Annotated in this window: 11 protein-coding genes; 2 read left to right on the forward strand and 9 right to left on the reverse strand. The window is 71.3% G+C overall.

Annotated features, from left to right (window positions below; genetic code table 11):
* Positions 1 to 76: 76 nt before the first annotated feature.
* The 6 genes from BZB76_RS21480 to BZB76_RS21505 all read right to left on the reverse strand — a co-directional run bounded on the left by BZB76_RS21480 (position 77) and on the right by BZB76_RS21505 (position 6,428).
* A complete protein-coding gene (locus BZB76_RS21480) occupies positions 77 to 460 on the reverse strand; it encodes a phosphomannose isomerase type II C-terminal cupin domain (protein WP_121436126.1) in 384 nt (127 codons plus the stop codon).
* A gap of 12 nt (positions 461 to 472) precedes the next feature.
* Positions 473 to 1,192 (reverse strand): TetR family transcriptional regulator, encoded by a 720-nt coding sequence (locus BZB76_RS21485; protein ID WP_121436288.1) that lies wholly within the window; start codon positions 1,190 to 1,192, stop codon positions 473 to 475.
* Positions 1,193 to 1,214: 22 nt separating this feature from the next.
* Complete coding sequence (locus BZB76_RS21490) at positions 1,215 to 2,579, reverse strand: UDP-glucose dehydrogenase family protein (RefSeq protein WP_121436127.1); 1,365 nt, start codon at positions 2,577 to 2,579, stop codon at positions 1,215 to 1,217.
* Positions 2,580 to 2,702: 123 nt separating this feature from the next.
* Entirely contained in the window at positions 2,703 to 3,896 is a 1,194-nt protein-coding gene (locus BZB76_RS21495; protein ID WP_121436128.1) for a hypothetical protein, read from the reverse strand.
* A gap of 70 nt (positions 3,897 to 3,966) precedes the next feature.
* A complete protein-coding gene (locus BZB76_RS21500; RefSeq protein ID WP_121436129.1) occupies positions 3,967 to 5,001 on the reverse strand; it encodes a Gfo/Idh/MocA family oxidoreductase in 1,035 nt (344 codons plus the stop codon).
* Entirely contained in the window at positions 4,998 to 6,428 is a 1,431-nt protein-coding gene (locus BZB76_RS21505; RefSeq protein ID WP_121436130.1) for an FAD-binding protein, read from the reverse strand. Before BZB76_RS21505 ends, BZB76_RS21500 begins: the two co-directional genes overlap by 4 nt.
* Before the next feature lie 291 nt (positions 6,429 to 6,719).
* Here BZB76_RS21505 and BZB76_RS21510 point away from each other — a divergent pair, with 291 nt between their 5' ends.
* A complete protein-coding gene (locus BZB76_RS21510) occupies positions 6,720 to 9,872 on the forward strand; it encodes an AfsR/SARP family transcriptional regulator (RefSeq protein ID WP_170180696.1) in 3,153 nt (1,050 codons plus the stop codon).
* Between the two features lie 177 nt (positions 9,873 to 10,049).
* Here BZB76_RS21510 and BZB76_RS21515 read toward each other — a convergent pair whose 3' ends face one another.
* From BZB76_RS21515 to BZB76_RS21525, 3 genes are all read right to left on the reverse strand, one after another.
* Positions 10,050 to 11,279 carry an acyl-CoA dehydrogenase family protein gene (locus BZB76_RS21515; protein WP_121436132.1) on the reverse strand — a complete coding sequence of 410 codons (1,230 nt, stop codon included), beginning with the start codon at positions 11,277 to 11,279 and terminating at the stop codon, positions 10,050 to 10,052.
* A gap of 52 nt (positions 11,280 to 11,331) precedes the next feature.
* Entirely contained in the window at positions 11,332 to 12,315 is a 984-nt protein-coding gene (locus tag BZB76_RS21520) for a glucosyl-3-phosphoglycerate synthase (RefSeq protein WP_211343108.1), read from the reverse strand.
* Positions 12,316 to 12,432: 117 nt separating this feature from the next.
* On the reverse strand, positions 12,433 to 13,869 hold the full coding sequence (locus BZB76_RS21525; RefSeq protein WP_121436289.1) for a helix-turn-helix domain-containing protein: 1,437 nt from the start codon (positions 13,867 to 13,869) through the stop codon (positions 12,433 to 12,435).
* 149 nt (positions 13,870 to 14,018) lie between these two features.
* Between BZB76_RS21525 and aceA the strand changes: the two genes are divergently transcribed.
* Entirely contained in the window at positions 14,019 to 15,317 is a 1,299-nt protein-coding gene (aceA, locus tag BZB76_RS21530; protein ID WP_121436134.1) for an isocitrate lyase, read from the forward strand.
* The last annotated feature ends 25 nt before the right edge of the window (positions 15,318 to 15,342 follow it).

Raw genomic sequence — 15,342 nt, forward strand, 5'->3', positions numbered from 1 at the left:
GTGCGCCCCCGCGTGGCGCCGGGCACGGCGTGACGCCCGGCACGGCGTGGTGCCGGGCACGGCGGGCCGGCGCGGCTCAGGCGCGCCCGTACTCGTCTTCGAGCCGCTCGATGTCGTCCTCGTCGAAACGGCCGAAGGCGATCTCCATGACGCGCACCGCGGGGCCGGCGGAGGCGAGCCGGTGCGTGTCACCGGCCCGGACGAAGACGCGCTCCCCCACCTCCGGCAGGATGCGGCGCCCGGCCACCTCGAACACGGCGCCGGGATCGAGCGCCACCCACAGCTCGTCGCGGTCGCGGTGCCGTTGCAGGCTGAGCCGCTGCCCCGGCGCCACGTGAATGATCTTCACGGTGGACGCCTCGTTGAGCGTGAAGCGCTCGAAGCTCCCCCAGGGCCGCGTCTCGGTCTCCACGGCGGGTTCGGGGCGTACGTGGGTGGGCGCGTCGCTCTGCACAGTCACCTCGGGTCGTGGTCAGTCGGACGGCTGTCCGGACGACGGGTCGGACGGCGGATCGGTCGGCGATTCGGACGGCGGGTCGGACGGCGGGTCGGCCGGCCGGTCGGCCGGCCGGGAGCCGCGGGCGCCGGAGGCGGCCGCGGGCAGCCCGCCGAGGACGAGGTCGACGAGACCGTCCACGACGGACTCCCGCGGCACCTCGTCGTGGTCGAGCCACCAGTCGCCGGCCGTCTGCACCATGCCGACGATCGCGTGGCCCCACACGGAGGCGCGGGTCCGGTCCGTGATCGCGCCCTCGGCGATCATCACCTCGGCCAGTTCCCGGCCCGCGTCGCGGATCATGGTGCTCATCGCGCTGTGCGTGGCCGTGTCCTCCGCGCTGGCCCGGTGCATCAGGAAGCGGTAGAGGTTGAGGTTCTTGGAGATCGTCGCCAGATAGGTGTCGATGGTGGAGCGGGTCCGCGCCCGGATCGGCTCGTCGCGGGAGAACTCCTCCCGGATCCCGTCGATCAGCTTGCGGGTGTGCCGCTCGGCCAGCGCCTGGTACAGGCCGCTCTTGTCGCCGAAATGGCGGTAGAGGATCGGCTTGCTGATCCCCGCCTCGGCGGCGATCGCGGCCATGGACGCCTCCGGGCCCTCCCGCTGGATGACCCGGTCGGCGGCCTCGAGCAGGGCGCGGCGGCGTCCGGGATCGCGCCGCGACCCCGGGCTCCGCCCGCCCCCCGCTCTCGTCATGGACAGCACGGTATCGGCGGTGTTACCCCGCAACAACACCGCCTGGCCTGCACGCCGCCAGGTCGGGGTCGCGCGGCGCCGGACGTCCCACGCCCCTGCAGGACAGGCCCGCCTCGTCCAGGACGGACGCGTCCAGCAGGTTCCGCGTGTCGATGACGGACTCGCCGAGCAGCAGCCCGGCGATCCGCTTCCAGTCCAGGTCGCGGAACTCGGGCCACTCGGTCAGCACCACCAGTGCCGCCGCGCCGTCCGCCGCGTCGTAGGCGGTCTCCACGACCCGGATCCGGTCCCCGACATTGGGCAGGCCGCCGGGCAGGGGGCCGAGGACGGCGGGGTCGTGCGCGACGAGTTCCGCGCCCTCGGCGGCCAGCCGCGCGGCGACGGCGAGGGCGGGCGAGTCGCGCAGGTCGTCGGTGCCGGCCTTGAACGTCAGCCCGAGCAGCCCGACCCGGATCCCGGCGAACCGGCCGCCCACCGCCGCGCGGACCCGGTCGACCACCAGGTCCCGCTGCCTGGCGTTGGTGTCGATCGCGGCGCGCAGCAGCGGGAACTCACCGCCGAGCGCCTCCGCGGACCGCAGCAGGGCGTGGGTGTCCTTCGGCAGGCACGACCCGCCCCACCCCGGGCCGGGCCGTAGGAAGGACGTGCCGATCCGCCGGTCGTGCCCCATGCCCAGGGTCACGTCGCCGATGTCGGCGCCCGCGCGCTCGCACAGCTCCGCGACGCTGTTCACGAAGGACAGCCGGGTCGCGAGGTAGGCGTTGGACGCGTACTTGGTGATCTCCGCGCTGGCCCAGCCGGTGCGCAGGACGGGCGCGCCGAGCCCGTCGTACAGGGCGGCGACGCGGTCGGCGGCGGCGGGGTCCTGCGCCCCGATCACGATCCTGTCGGGGTTCAGGAAGTCCTCGACCGCCGACCCCTCGCGGAGGAACTCGGGGTTGGAGGCCACGGCCACGTCCGTCCGGTCGAGCAGTTCGGCGGTGCGGGCCGCCGTGCCCACGGGGACCGTCGACTTGTTCACGACGACGCACCCGGACGGCAGCAGGCGACGCACCTCCGTCACGGCGGCCTCCACCGCGGTGAGGTCCGCGGAGCCGTCGGTCCCCATCGGTGTCGGCACGCAGAGGAAGAGGACGTCGGCGGTGGGGGCCGCGGCGGCCGCGCCGAGCACGAACTTCAGCCGGCTGGTCGTGAGACCGTCCGCGACGAGTTCGCTCAGGCCCGGTTCGCGGATGCCGGTCTGGCCGCGGGCGAGTCCGTCGATCTTCGCGACGTCCACGTCGGCGCACACGACCCGGTGTCCCAGTGACGCCAGGCACGCCGCCGTCGTCAGGCCGACATAGCCCGCGCCGACCACGGCGACATTGGACTCGAACAATTCAGTCATCCCTTCGTTGTTCCGCCGTCCCGCGACCGAGGGAAGGTCCGATCGCGAGACCCGGTGAGGGCTCGGGAGGGGGCTCGGTCGCGGGTGGCGGGAGTCGGGTGGTTCGTCCGGCGCCGGATGCGGCTACTCGTCGATCGGAAGTGCCCGGATTCCCTCGTACGGGGTGTCCTTTCCGAGGTAGTCCACCGTCTCGAAGAGGCCGATCGCGTCCATCGGGAACCGGGCACCCTCTTCGGCGACGAAAATGCAGGGAAGGATGCGCTTGCGCTCCGACGCGCCGGCCTCACCGCTCTTGCGGATGTGCTTGTGCGTGTGGATGAGAATGGGCATGAACCCGCCGCCGAGAAAGGAGCCGCTCTGTAGGATGGCGCCGCCGACGCAGTCGATCACCAGTCCCTTGCCGAGAATTGCGTCGCGTCCCTGGTAGTAGTAGGACGGCGTGGTGAGCGTCCCGTGCTCCACATGGAAGACCCCGGCGGAAAGGCCGATGATCGAGCGGCCGCTGATCCGCAGGACCGACCGGTAGAAGTCCACCAGGACGGGCCGCACCCTGACGTCGGGGAGTTTGAACTCCGGGCACAGCAGGACGATGCGCATCAGTTCCGCGAGCGTGAGCGCGGCGGCGCCGTCCGCGCCGGGGAATTCCTGGTCCCAGGGGACGAGATAGTCCGAGGGCGAGATCATGTCGGTCCCGGCGTCGTCGACGATGAGACGTTCCGCCTCCGACGCGGGCGCCTGCGCCCGGGGCGCGCGGCCGAGGATCCGCCGCGCGAGGAGGTGGCGGCTCTCCAGGGTCTTCGCCCGGCTGGCGGCGGTGAGGACGTCGATCCGGCCGGCGACGGTGTCCGGGACCTCGAAGAGGTGGTCGATGCCGTCGGTGGTGACCACGAGTTTCGTCTCGGTGGTGCGGTGCCCCAGCGGCTCGTAGGCGTCCACCGCCTCCTCGAGGTCTCCGGTGAACGGGCCGGGGCCGAAGCGCAGCAGCTCGTCCGCGGCGAGGGCCCGGTAGTCGTACGGGATGGCCGTCGAGGTGGACAGCACGATGTCGGCCAGCGTGGCGCGGTAGCGGTCGTCGTCCAGCTCCGCCGCGGCCAGTTCCAGCGACAGGTACGGGCACTTCTCGCCGGGGCCGTGGACCCAGCTCGCCGCGTAGGGGCTCTCGAACCGGCACGCCCGGCGGAACTCCTCGTAGGCGGACTCGTCGGTTCCGATGCGGCCCGCGAGCCGGGTCCGGGCGGTCTGTTCGTCGGTGACCTCGCCCAGCGTTCCGGGGGTGAGCCGCAGCAGTTCGGCGCAGTTCTGGGTCATCTGCGTCATTTCGTGTTTCCCATCGTCTGGATTCTGATCGGTTTTCGTTTTTCGCTCGGGCGCCGCGGTGCCGGCGGCGTCAGAGGGCATGGCAGAGAACGGTGGACGTGGCCCAGCCGAGTCCGGCGAGGAAACGGTGCTCGGGCAGGCGCAGCAGGGCCGTGCCCTCCGCCGCTCGGTCGAGCAGGTCGAGTTGCAGCAGAAGCGCCTCCTTGAAGTGGTTTCCCGAGATCAGAAAGTGCCGCCATGATCTGGCGTCCCTGATATGGACGGCATGCTTGTTCTTGTATTCGGCGTCCGTGCCGTAGTGCACCTCGAAGACGAGCGTCACATGTTTTCCCGAAACTAGTTCCACGTCCGCGAACCGGTATCTGAGGTTCTCCCCGTAGGGAATGAGCGAACGGGTGATCTGGCGTTTCGCGGCGGGGGCGGAGAAAGCGAAGCCGGCGAGACCGGGATGGCCGATGACACCGGTCGAGGACGCGTACAGCTCGATTTCCGGAAGGTTCTCCGCCGCGGTTCTGACCCGCATCTCCGGGGTGACCGAAGCGGGAACCGTCCGCAGGTACTTCCCGTAGAGGTCGGCGGGAAGGATCGAACGGATCAGGCTGAGCATGTGGAAGTACTCGTAGCCCGCCTCGCCGTACTGGGTGTCGACGAACCTGCCGTTGACGACGTCGAGTTCCCGGTTCTTGGTGAACTCGACGGTCACCTTCTTGATGGGGTCGGCTCCGCTGTGCAGCCGCACCGAATCCGCGAAGCGCCGCACGGCGCCGCTGTGGCCGTAGATGTCGTTGACCACGGTCCGGGCCCTCGGATGCCGGCGGACGAGTCGCACCAGATCGGCGATCTCCGTCGGGTAGCAGGCCGGTTTCTCCAGCAGGACCCGCGCGTCCGGCCGGCGCTCCAGGATCTCGCCGAGCACCGGAAGGTGGGCGGCGGTCGGCGTGGCGATGATCCAGGCGTTGACGCGCGCGGGGTCGGGCACCCGTGACGTCCGGTTGTGGTCCGCGCCGCCCGCGGGGTCGACCGTGACGACCTCGTGGCCCGCCTCCCTGAGGTAGGCCGCGTGCCGCGACCCGATCGTCCCGTTCCCGACGACCACGACCCTCATGCCGACCTCCCGGCCCGGAGCGCGTGGGCGGCGGCCGTGCTGCCGGCCGCCCGGCCGAGGACGGCGCCCGCCATCAGGCCCGTCCCGGCCGGGTAGCCCTCGTCGTAGAGCCCGCCCACGATCACCCCGGCGGCGTACAGGCCCTCGATCGGCTCTCCCCCGCCGCGGACCTCGGCGTTCGGCGTCACCGAGAGCCCGCCGTAGGTGAACGTCAGACCGCTGACCACCGGAACGAACAGGTACGGGGGCGAGTCCAGGCGTCCGTGCGTGCGCGCGGCTCCGTTCGGCGCGGCGTTCAGCCGGTCGACCTCGGCGGTGAGCCGCTCGGCGTCGATGCCGAACCGCCGGGCGCCCTCGTCGAGCGAACCGACGGTGACCGCGGCCGGGTCGCTGAGGTAGCCCGCGGGCAGCGAGCCGGTGTCGAGCACCCGCCGGTCGAAGATCTGAAAGGCGATCTTCCCCGGCTGGTCCATGATCTTCTGTCCCAGCGAGACATAGGTGAGGTTGCTGAGACCGGCCGCCTCGTCGAAGAACCGGCGCCCGTCCCGGTTGACGACGATGCCGAGGGTGTGGGCGTAACGCGCCAGCCCGTGCGACCGGTGCATCTCCCCGGGGAGCACATGGTCGGGCAACCCGATGCCCTGCGGGGTGGCATGGCACTTCGTCCAGTTCCCCGCGGTGTCCGCGCCGAGCGCGAGCGCCGCCTCCAGCGGTGCGCCGTCGTTGAACGGCACGCCCCGCAGCTTCACGTCCCGCCACCGATCGCCCAGGTGACGTTCGCGCTTGCGCGGGTTCCCCTCGAAGCCGCCGGAGGCCAGCACCAGCGCGTCACAGTGGAGGGGAAGCGCCTCCCCCGCCCCCTGGACGAGATAGCCGCCATGGGCGTCCCGCTCGATGTGGGTGACGGTGGTGTCGTGGTGGACGGTCCCGCCGAGCCGCTCGAACTCGGCGAAGTTGCGGGCCTGCATGCCCTGTCCGCCGCCCTCGAAGACCACGGGCACGTCGCCGGGCAGCGGGTTCGGTCTCGGCGCCCACCGCTGCCCGTGGTCCCGCATCCACGCGGTGGCGCCGTTCGAGCGGCGAATGATCGACTCGATCAGGGGACGGTCGACCCGCTCGCCGGACACGCCCAACCAGTCGTGGAGGTACTGCTCCTCGCCGTAGCCCGACCATCCGGCCAGGATCTGGTCGAGCCTGTGTCTGTCCTGATCTCGCAGCAGCGTGCCGACGAACGCTCTGTCGTCCCACGCGAAACGCATGCTCTTCGTCAGCGCGCTGTTCCCGCCACGGAGCCGCCGCGGCGCGGAGTCGACGACCGCGACTCCGCGCGCCCCCGCCTGCGACGCCGCGATGCCCGCGCAGAGGCCCGCGTTCCCCGCCCCGACGACGAGCACCTGCCACCTGTCCGATGTGCGCTGATGTGTCATGGGGGAAGCGTGGGGCGTGCGGTCCTCGTCCGGTCCCTGTCCCGTCCTCGCCGCGTCCCGCTCCGGAAGGACGGCGCCGGAACGGGCGCGACGCGGCACACGTCCGCACGGTCGGTGTCCGCGCACACACGCTTCGCTGTTCCCGGCCGTCGCACGGGCACCGTACGGGAGGTATTCGCCCGGCGGACGCCGCTGGATGACCGCTGGCAGCAAACGGCCAGGAAATCTGTTCCGCTTGCTGCGCCGATGGCACAGGTGTGGGATGGGGAAATATCAAGACCCCATGGAGGAATGACCTTGAATTTCAAGATCCTCGGCCCACTGGAAATCCGGGACAAGGGAAATTCGGTCGATCCCGGGCCGGCGCGCCACCAGAAAGTCCTGACCGCTTTGTTGCTGTCCGCCGACCGCGTGGTGCCGCTGCCCCGGCTGATCGACGCGGCCTGGGGCGAGAATCCGCCCGTGACCGCGCGGAAACAGGTCCGCAACATCGTCTCGGATTTGCGGCGGGCACTGAACGGGGTCGGCGAGGCCGGGCTGGCGCCGGTCGGGCAGGACGGTTACCGCCTGCACGTCGCCGCCGACGCCCTCGACGTGTCCGTGTTCGACGACAGGGTCGCGCGGGGCCGCCGATATGCCGCCGACCAGCAGCTCATCGAGGCCGTCACCGAGTTCCGCGAGGCCCTGTCGCTGTGGCGCGGCCCGGCCTTCGCCGGTCTGGAGAGCCCCGCCCTGGAGCCGCAGCGCGCCGTACTGGAGGAGAAGCGCCTGACCGTGCTGGAGGAGTTCGCCGATCTTGAACTCACCGTCGGCCGGCACCACGAACTGTCCGCCGAACTCGCCCAATGGGTGGCGGAATATCCACTACGAGAGCGACTCGTCGGCTTTTACATGCTGGCCCTGTATCGCGCCGGACGGCAGGCCGAGGCGCTTCAGGTGTTTCAGGACGCCCGGCGCGTGCTGATCGACCAGCTCGGTATCGAACCCGGTGCCGAGCTGCAGCGGCTGCATCAGCGGATCCTCACCGGCGACGAGGAACTCACCGCACCGCGAATTGCGACCACCTGCCCCCAGCATTTCCTGCCGCGCGACATCTGTGACTTCACCGGCCGCGCGGCCGAGCTGGAGCGCGTCCGGTCGGCGCTGCCCGCCGGCGACGACCGGGCGAGCGCCGTGGCGGTCATCGCGATCGACGGCATGGCGGGGGTCGGGAAGACGGCCCTGGCCGTCCATGTCGCCCACGACCTGACCGACCGCTACCCGGACGCCCAGATCTACATCGATCTGCACGCCCACACCGCCGACCAGGAGCCCCTCGGCACGGCGGCGGCGCTGGACGCGCTGCTGCGGGCGGTGGGGGTCCCCGGGGACAAGGTCCCCGAGCGGGCGGAGGAGCGGGCCGCGCTGTGGCGTTCCCGGCTCGCCGGTCGCCGGGTCCTGGTGGTGCTGGACAACGCCGCCGGCTCCGCCCAGGTGCGGCCGCTGCTGCCGGGCACGCCCGGCTGCCTGGTGCTGGTCACCAGCCGGCGGCGGCTCCCCGACCTGGAGGGCGCGCGGACGCTGTCGCTCGGCGTCCTGCCGCCGCGGGACGCGACCGAGCTGTTCACGCGGGTCGCGGGCGAGGCGCACGCCCGGGCCGACCTCGCGGCCGTCCAGGAGGTGGTGCGGGTGTGCGGGTACCTGCCCCTCGCGGTCCGCATCGCCGCCGCGCGCCTGCGGACCCGTCCCGTCTGGAGCGTCACGCACCTCATCGAGCGGCTGCGGGAGGAGCGGCGGCTGACCGAGCTCACCGTCGGGGACCGCGGCGTCGCCGCCGCGTTCGCCCTGTCGTACCGGCATCTCACCGCCGACCAGCGGCGCGTGTTCCGGCTCCTCGGCCTGTACCCGGGCGCCGACTTCGACCTCCACACGGCCGCCGCCCTCGCGGACATGGCGTTGGACGACGCCGACCGGCTGGTGGAGCAGCTCGTCGACTTCCACCTCCTGGAGCAGCCCACCGCGGGCCGGTACCGTTTCCACGACCTGCTCCGGTTGCACGCCGTCCACCTCGCGGGCCGCGAGGTCGGCGAGGACGACCGGCACGACGCCCTGGGCCGGGTGCTGGACCACTACCGCCACACCGCCGCCCTCGCCATGAACGCGGTCGTCTGCTACGACAAGGCGTACCTGCCCTGCGTCCCCGCCTCCACCACGCCCGCCCCGGCGTTCGCCGACTCCGAGCAGGCCATCGCCTGGCTGGAGACCGAACGCCCCAACCTGCCCGCCCTCGTGGCGCACGCCGCCGAGCACGGCTGGCCCACCCACGTCACCGACCTGTCCAACACCCTGTGGTGCTTCTTCGAGCATCGCGGCAGCCACGACGAGACCCTCGACCTGTACACGCGGGCGCTCACCACCGCGCGCGGCATCGGCGACCGCGACCTCGAGGGCCAGGCCCTGCACTATCTCGGGCTCTTCCACCGGCACCACGGGCGCAACGACAGGTCCCTCGCCCACTACGAGGCCGCCCTCGCCCTGGCGCGCGAGACCGGCAACCGCGTCCTGCAGGGCCGCATCCTCGGCAACCTCGGTCCGACGCTGTGGCATCTGGGACGCGGTGACGAGGCGATCACGCACTACCGGCGGGCGCTGGCGGCGGCGCTGGAGACCGGCGACCTCACCCTCCAGTGCCGGGTGTCGGAGGGGCTCGGTTCCATCCGCCGCGGCCAGGGACGCTACGAGCAGGCCCTCGGTCACTACAAGCAGGCCCTCGCGCTCGCCCGCGAGACCGGCAACTTCAGGCGCGACCCGTTCGTCCTGGCCGAGATCGGCGGCGTCTACGGGCGGATCGGACGCCACGACGAGGCGATCGACCACCTTCAGCGGGGCCTCGACTCCGCCTGCTCCACCGCCAGCCGTCTCTTCGAGGGTTTCGCGCTCTACGAACTCGGCGCCCTGCACGGACGGATCGGACACCATCACGAGGCGATCGCCCACCTCGACCAGGCACTCGACCTCGCCCACACGACGTCGAACGGCATGCTCCGGGCGTCCGCGCTCTGCGGGCTCGGCGCCGTCTACATGCGGCTCGGGCTCCACGACGAGGCGATCGGCCATCTCCACCGGGCCCTCGACCTCGCCCGTTCGACGACGAACCGTCCGCTGGAGAACGAGGTCCTCAACGGGCTGGGCGAGACCGCCCGCCGCGCGGGCGACCCTCGCCGCGCCCTCACCCACCACCGCGAGGCCTTCGTCCTCGCCACCGAGATCGGAACCGGCTACGAGCTGGCACGCGCCCTCGACGGCATCGCCCACGTCCACCACGACCTCGGCCACGACCGCGAGGCCGCCGAGAACTGGCGGCAGGCCCTGACCGCCTACACCGACCTCGGCGTCCCCGACGCCGACGACGTCCGCGCCCTCCTGGACGGCCTCGGCAGCGTCAGCGGACACGGAGGCCGGTGACGGCCCCTGAAGTTCCCCGCACCAGGGCCTCCTGGACGACCCGGTTGTCCACCGCAACCAGGAGGCCCCCTCGCACAGGCCCTGAGCCGCTACTCTCCCGGCCCCCTCCGCGCGGGCTGGTCGGAGTAGCGGCTGATCACTCCAACGGCGTTCAGCCGATCGACGACCTCGGTCCCGCTAGCGGACGGGGAGGCCCGTGACCGTGCGGGCGATGACCAGGCGTTGGATTTCCGAGGTGCCCTCGAAGATGGTGAAGATCTTGGCGTCGCGGTGCATGCGTTCGACCGGGTAGTCGCGGGTGTAGCCGTTGCCGCCGAGGATCTGGACGGCCTCCTCGGTGACGTTCACGGCCATCTCGCTCGCCATGAGTTTGGCCATCGAGCCCTCGGCGTTCTCGAAGTCCTTGCCGGTGCGGGCCATCCACGCCGCGCGCCACACCATGAGGCGGGCGGCGTCCAGGCGGCATTTCATGTCGGCCAGTTTGAAGGCGACGGCCTGGAAGTCGCCGATCTTGCGGCCGAACTGTTCGCGTTCGCGGGCGTACTGGAGGGCGTAGTCGTAGGCGGCGCGGCCGACGCCGAGGGCCATCGCGCCGACGGCCGGGCGGGTCGTCTCGAACGTCTTCAGGGCGGCCTGGCCTTTGGCGCTTCGGCCCTCGCGGGTGCGCGCGACGCGCTCGTCGAACGCTTCCCTGCCGCCGATGATGTGGCGGCCGGGGAGGCGGACGTCGTCCAGGACGACCTCGGCGGTGTGGGAGGCGCGGATGCCGTGCTTCCGGAACTTCTGGCCCTGCCGCAGGCCCGGGGTGTTGGGCGGGACGATGAAGCTCGCCTGGCCGCGGCTGCCGAGTTCGGGGTGGACGGAGGCGACGACGATATGGACGTCGGCGATGCCGCCGTTGGTCACCCAGGTCTTGGCGCCGTTCAGCACCCACTCGTCCTTCGCCTCGTCGTACACGGCGCGGGTGCGGATGGCGCCGATGTCGCTTCCGGCGTCGGGTTCGGAGGCGCAGAACGCGCCGAGGCGGACGTCGTCGGGGGTGCCGAACATCTCCGGGGCCCACTCGGCGACCTGTTCCGGTGTGCCGGTCGCGGCGACGGACGCGGCGGCGAGGCAGGTGCCGACGATGGACAGGCCGATTCCGGCGTCGCCCCAGAACAGTTCCTCGAACGTCACCGGGATGCCGAGACCGGTCGGCTCCAGCCACTGGGCGGCGAAGAAGTCGAGGGAGTAGAGGCCGATCTTGGAGGCCTCCTGGATCAGCGGCCAAGGGGTCTCCTCGCGTTCGTCCCACTCCTGCGCGGCGGGACGGATGACGTCCCTGGCGAACTCGTGGACCCAGTCCCCGACCTCGCGGACGTCCTCGCTCGGTTCCAGCGAGAACGGCGTCGGCTCGGCACCCGTCATGGCTCGTCGACCCCTTTTTCCAACGACACTGTTACCAACGGTAGCACCACGGTCATCCACGGCCGGACGAGTACGAGCGCGCGGCCGTGTAGCCGGGGATCTCGACCATCGGGGGCCGTTCGCCGACGGCGACGTCCACGGTGCGGGCGTCGTGGCCGTCCGGGCCGCGGCGGAAGCGGGTGAGCGCCGTGGCCGGGGCCTCCAGGGGGATCATCCGGCCGTACCGTTCCAGCCGCGACCAGGCGGTCAGCATGATCTGGCCGGACATCGCGCCGAGCGCCTCGGTCGACTGGTGCGCGTGGACGCGGCGGCCGAGGTCGACCTGGGCGATGGCGTCCAGGCCGGAGTCCTGGAAGACGTCCAGGAGCAGGCCGAGTTCCACGCCGTACCCCGTGACGAACGGGAGCCGTTCCAGCAGGTCGCGGCGTCCGGCGTACTCGCCGCCGAGCGGCTGCATCACCCCGGCCAGCAGCGGCCAGTGCAGGTTGATCAGCGGCCGGGCGACCAGTTCGGTGACGCGGCCGCCGCCGTCCTCGACCCGCCGGTCCCCGTCGATCAGCGGACGGTCGTAGCAGCCCTTGACGTAGCCGACGGACGGGTCGGTCAGCAGCGGCCCGAGCAGACCCGTCACGTACGAGGAGGTGAACTCGCGCAGGTCGGCGTCCACAAAAACGATCAGGTCGCCGGAGGTGACGGCGAGGGACTTCCAGAGCGCCTCGCCCTTGCCGGACATGCGGCCGTGCTCCGGCAGGACGTCGTCCTGCGCGACGACGACGGCGCCCGCGGCGGCGGCCACGGCGGCGGTCCGGTCGGCGGAGCGGGAGTCGACCACGACGATCTCGTCCACCAGCGGGGTCCGCTCGACGAGGTCGGTCCGGACGGCCGTGACGATCGCGCCGACCGTCGCCTCCTCGTCGCGGGCGGGCAGCACGACGCTGATCCTGGTGTCGCCCTTGGCGGCGAGCAGCAGGTGCGGCGGCCAGTCCGCCGCCGTACTCGTGCGGCGGGCCGACCACGACGCGACCTCGGGCAGCACGCGCTCTCCTCCCGTACGGATCGTCCCGATTCGGACGTCCATAACCGGACGTCCCCCTCTAGGGGAAGGAACGCCAGATGATCCCAGAACATTCACCCTGGTCGTCGCACCGGGCGGTCATTCGGCCGCGTGCCGGTCCAGGAACTCGTACACGTCCGCCTCGTCCACGCCGGGGAAGGCGCCGGGCGGCAGGACGGACAGCACGTGGGAGTGGGCGCGGGCGGACGGCCAGGCCATGCCCTCCCACCGGTCGGACAGCTCCTTGGGGGGCCGCTGGCAGCAGTCGCCGTCCGGGCAGGACGAGCGGCGCCGGCGGGTCGACTCGCGGCCGCGGAACCAGCGCGAGTCCTCGAACCGGACGCCCAGAGTGATCGCGAAGTCGCGTTCGTGGCTGGGGTCGATGTGCGACAGGCACCAGTACGTCCCGTTCGGGGTGTCGGTGTACTGGTAGTAGACGGAGAACCGGTCGGCGGCGCCGAACACGTGCCGTCCGGCCCACTCGCGGCACATCCGCTGGCCCTCGATCGCGCCGTCCTCGTCCTGCGGGAAGGCGAGACCGTCGTTGGCGTAGGCCTTGTAGATGGTGCCGTTCTCGTCGTTCTTGGTGAAGTGCAGTTGAAGGTCGAGATGATGGGTCGCGACGTTGGTGAAGCGGTGCGCGGCCATCTCGTAGGAGACGGAGAAGACGTCGGCCAGGTCCTCCACGGACAGTTCCCGCGCGGCCTTGGCCTCCTCCAGGAACGGAACGACGCTGCGTTCGGGCATCAGGATCGCGGCGCCGAAGTAGTTGGCCTCGACGCGCTGGCGGAGGAAGTCGGCGAAGTCGCGAGGCTGGTCGTGGTCGAGCGCGATGTGCCCCAGCGTCTGCAGCAGGATCGTTCGGGGGGTGTGCATGCCGAGTTGTTCGCGCTCGAGGTAGATGCGCCGGTTGCGCAGGTCGGTGACGGACCGGACGGAGCGCGGCAGGTCCTGGACGTACTGGAGGCTGAAGCCGAAGTGGCCGACCAGCGTCATCAGCAGCCCCTGGGACACCGCGCCGCGCCGGTAGCCGACGGAGTCGAGGGTCTGGGACGCGATCCGCTCGATCTCCGGGAAGTGGTTTCCGCGCTCGTGCATCTGGCGGCGCAGCTCGGCGTTGGCCTTGCGGGCCTCCTCGGGGCTCGCGGTCGGCTTCGTCCGGCTGCGACGTAGTTCACCGTAGAGTGCCAGAATGTGCTCGATCGCCTCGTTCGGCAGGCGTTTGCCCGCCTTGAGGTGTGACAGCCCGAGCGTCCGGTACAGCGGATCGCGCTGCGCCTCCTCCAGCTCGATCTCCAGCTGTGCGCGACGGCTCGGCGGCTGGCGCCGCAGCAGCTCCTCCACCGGGCATTCCAGCGCGGTGGCGAGGGACTGCAGCAGCGACAGCTTCGGCTCGCGCCTGCCGTTCTCCAGCAGGGAGAGCTGGGACGGGGCGCGCCCGACACGGGCGCCGAGCTCCGACAGCGTCATCCCGCGGGCGCGGCGCAGATGCCGGAGCCGCTGGCCGAACGTGACGAGATCCACGTCTCTCGTCAAGTTGAGGGGTTCTTCTGGCCGCAAGGTCGTCACAGATTCATCATAGCGGAAATATCGCAGTTCTTCTGCTACCGACCGGTTAGTCGGAAGGTTTCGGCGGGGGCATAGTCGTCCACAAGCACCCAGGGGACGACACGGAAGGGCACGCGATGACTGACAGTCGCCTCAAGGGCACGGCGGACGAGTTGGAACACCAGTGGCGGACCGACCCGCGGTGGAAGGGCGTCGAGCGGACCTACACGGCCGCGGACGTCGTCCGGATCCGCGGCTCGGTCCAGGAGGAGCACACCCTCGCGCGTCGCGGCGCCGAGCGGCTCTGGAACCTGCTGCACGAGGAGGACTACGTCAACGCGCTCGGCGCGCTGACCGGTCTCCAGGCCGTCCAGCAGGTGAAGGCGGGTCTGAAGGCCATCTACCTGTCCGGCTGGCAGGTCGCCGCGGACGCCAACCTCGCCGGCCAGACCTACCCCGACCAGAGCATCTACCCGGCGAACTCGGTCCCGGCCGTCGTGCGCCGGATCAACAACGCGCTGCTGCGCGCCGACCAGGTCCAGTGGGCCGAGTCGGACGGGCGCGGGGGCGATGACCACATCGACTTCCTCGCGCCGATCGTGGCCGACGCCGAGGCGGGCTTCGGCGGCGTGCTGAACGCCTTCGAACTGATGAAGAGCATGATCGCCGCCGGTGCCGCGGGCGTGCACTGGGAGGACCAGCTGGCCTCCGAGAAGAAGTGCGGCCATCTCGGCGGCAAGGTCCTCATCCCGACCTCCCAGCACGTCAAGACCCTCAACACCGCCCGGCTCGCCGCCGACGTGTCCGGCGTGCCGTCAGTGATCATCGCGCGGACCGACGCGGAGGCCGCGACCCTGATCACGACGGACGTGGACGAGCGCGACCGCGCCTTCATCACCGGCGACCGCACCGCCGAGGGCTTCTACCGGGTCCGGAACGGGCTCGAGCCGTGCATCGCCCGTGCCAAGGCGTACGCGCCGTACTCCGACCTGATCTGGATGGAGACCGGCACCCCCGACCTGGAGCTGGCCCGCCGGTTCGCGGAGGCGGTCAAGGCCGAGTACCCCGACCAGATGCTCGCCTACAACTGTTCGCCGTCCTTCAACTGGAAGGCGCACCTGGACGACGCGACCATCGCCAAGTTCCAGCGGGAGCTGGGTCACATGGGTTACACGTTCCAGTTCATCACCCTCGCCGGGTTCCACGCGCTCAACCACAGCATGTTCGACCTGGCCCACGGTTACGCCCGGGAGGGCATGACCGCCTACGTCGACCTGCAGGAGCGCGAGTTCGCCGCGGCGGAGAAGGGCTTCACCGCCGTCAAGCACCAGCGCGAGGCCGGCACCGGCTACTTCGACCTGGTCAGCACCGCGATCAACCCGGACTCGTCCACCACGGCGCTGAAGGGCTCCACCGAAGAGGGCCAGTTCCACTGACCGTCGGCCCTGCCGCTCCTCTCCC

Origin of the sequence: Actinomadura pelletieri DSM 43383 (assembly GCF_003634705.1) — a bacterium.
Classification (GTDB): domain Bacteria; phylum Actinomycetota; class Actinomycetes; order Streptosporangiales; family Streptosporangiaceae; genus Spirillospora; species Spirillospora pelletieri.

Coding starts and splice junctions, on each gene's coding strand:
- BZB76_RS21505 (WP_121436130.1), bottom strand. CDS start 6,428: ATGACACATCAGCGCACATCGGACAGGTGGCAGGTGCTCGTCGTCGGG.
- BZB76_RS21495 (WP_121436128.1), bottom strand. CDS start 3,896: ATGACGCAGATGACCCAGAACTGCGCCGAACTGCTGCGGCTCACCCCC.
- BZB76_RS21515 (WP_121436132.1), bottom strand. CDS start 11,279: ATGACGGGTGCCGAGCCGACGCCGTTCTCGCTGGAACCGAGCGAGGAC.
- BZB76_RS21510 (WP_170180696.1), top strand. CDS start 6,720: ATGACCTTGAATTTCAAGATCCTCGGCCCACTGGAAATCCGGGACAAG.
- BZB76_RS21490 (WP_121436127.1), bottom strand. CDS start 2,579: ATGACTGAATTGTTCGAGTCCAATGTCGCCGTGGTCGGCGCGGGCTAT.
- BZB76_RS21500 (WP_121436129.1), bottom strand. CDS start 5,001: ATGAGGGTCGTGGTCGTCGGGAACGGGACGATCGGGTCGCGGCACGCG.
- BZB76_RS21485 (WP_121436288.1), bottom strand. CDS start 1,192: ATGACGAGAGCGGGGGGCGGGCGGAGCCCGGGGTCGCGGCGCGATCCC.
- aceA (WP_121436134.1), top strand. CDS start 14,019: ATGACTGACAGTCGCCTCAAGGGCACGGCGGACGAGTTGGAACACCAG.